The following is a 1,859-nucleotide window of genomic DNA, read 5'->3' on the forward strand; positions in this document are numbered from 1 at the left end:
CGCGATCGCCGATATAGAACAGATAAGCGAGCATCGGCACCGCGTCGCGCTGCTGCCCTTCACCGAGCAGCGCCGCGACCGGCACGTCGAGATGCCGCCCGCGATCAGTTCGGCGAGCGGCGCACCCGATCCGCCCGCGGACGGCCCGAGCACCGTCACGCTCGCGGCAGCAACCGACAGATACAGGAACCCGACCACCACGACCGCGATCCCGGCCGAGCGCGGCATGTCGTGCGCGGGCCGGCGGAATTCCGCCGCAAGATGCGTGATCGCTTCCCAGCCGGCGAAACTCCACACGAGCAGCGCGGCCGCCTGGCCGACCGCGAGCCAGCCATGCGGCGCGAACGGATGCAGGTTCGCGGTGCGCGCATGCGGCGCTGAGGCGAGTACCGCGGCGAGCAGCAGCGTGACGAGCAGTGCCGACAACACGAGCTGCATGCGGCCCGACACGGTGACGCCGAATGCATTCGCGGCCGACACGGTCGCGATCAGCGCGGCGGCCGTGACGATGATCGTCGTGTGCCCGCCACCCGTGACGGCCGCGACGTATGCGCCGCCGAACATGGCGGCAGCCGGTGCACCGGCCGGTACCGCGAAGTAGAAGCACCATCCGACGATGGCCGCGGCCTTCGGGCCGAATGCACGCCGCGCGTAGGTTGATACGCCGCCCGCGTCGGGATAGCGCGCGCCGAGTGCGGCGAAGGTGGCCGCGAGCGGCCCGGACAGCACGACCAGCGCGGCCCAGGCGAGCAGCGAGGCCGGACCCGCGACCTCGGCGGCCAGTGCGGGCAGCGCGATCACGCCGGTGCCGAGCACCGCGCCGATATAGAGCGCGGCGCCCTGGAAAATCGTCAGCGAGCCCGCGTGATGAGCGGCGGGCGAATCGACATGCGAGGGCATGGACAGCAGTCTCCGGGAGTCTTGTCGTGTTTGGGCGCGGGAGCCCGCGCGGAAAATCGTTCGATGCTACCCGAATGACGACGGCAGCGCGGCCCGGCGATCAGTAGTCCGTGCGGTGTCGCGTGTCAGCCGGTGTCAGCAGTGGCGTGCGAGCCGCAGGCGGGCATCCTCGCACGCGGCGGGTGACAGTTCGGGTGCGTAGTGGAACGCTCCCGAAACCAGCGATGCGACGGGCACGCCGTCGCGGAACAGGACGCGATTGCCGGCCAGCGCCGGCACCTTGTCGCCGGGCAGCAGCGTGCCGGCAAGATTCAGCGGATCGGCGCCCGTCACGCATACGTACTGTCCGTCGCCTGGCTGCCGCCGCAGTTCGCGCAGGATCGGAATCGCTTCGGGCAGCGCGAACTGTTCTCCCGCGAGCCCGGCGACGAAGCGTCCGCCGCGAATCTCGCCGCGCGCTTCGAGTCGCTGCAGTACCCGCACGAGTTCGCGCCAGCTCGGCAGCCAGTCGGCTTCGCGTTCGAGCAGCCGCCAGAACACGACGCCGTAACGGCGCAGCAGCGTCCATGCGATGTGTTCGAGCGCGTCGGCGTCGGTCGCGGCCTGGCCGCGTTTCGGCACTGGCGCATCGTCCGGCGGCGCATGGCGTTGCACGAGTGCCCAGCGGCCCGCGTCGTCCATCCCGCCGATCAGTGCACCGCCGCGCCGTGTGCGTGGCGCATAGGTCGCGCTGCGCTTGACGGCGGGCTTCAGCAGCGCACGCAGGCCCGCGTAGCTGTCCGCATTCACGAGGCCGGCCGACACGAGTTCGCCGAGCGCATGTTCGAGTTCGACGGGCAGCACGTGCAGGTCGTCGAGCAGTGCGTCGAAGAACATCGCGCCGTGCGCGGCGAGGGCGTCGCGTACCTGCGCGGCCCTCGCGGACAGTGCCGGTTGCGCATCGGGATCGCGCAGCGCCT

Annotated in this window: 1 protein-coding gene and 1 pseudogene; both read right to left on the reverse strand. The window is 71.1% G+C overall.

Annotated elements, in window-relative coordinates; translation table 11 throughout:
* A partial coding sequence (locus tag G3N99_RS39700) for an amino acid permease (RefSeq protein WP_241012084.1) occupies positions 1–900 on the reverse strand: 900 nt, incomplete at its 3' end.
* A gap of 135 nt (positions 901–1,035) precedes the next feature.
* Positions 1,036–1,859 (reverse strand): annotated as a pseudogene (locus G3N99_RS39705) (ATP-dependent DNA helicase); the annotation flags it as partial.

Source organism: Burkholderia sp. Ac-20392, from assembly GCF_017104585.1.
GTDB classification, from domain to species: Bacteria; Pseudomonadota; Gammaproteobacteria; order Burkholderiales; family Burkholderiaceae; genus Burkholderia; species Burkholderia lata.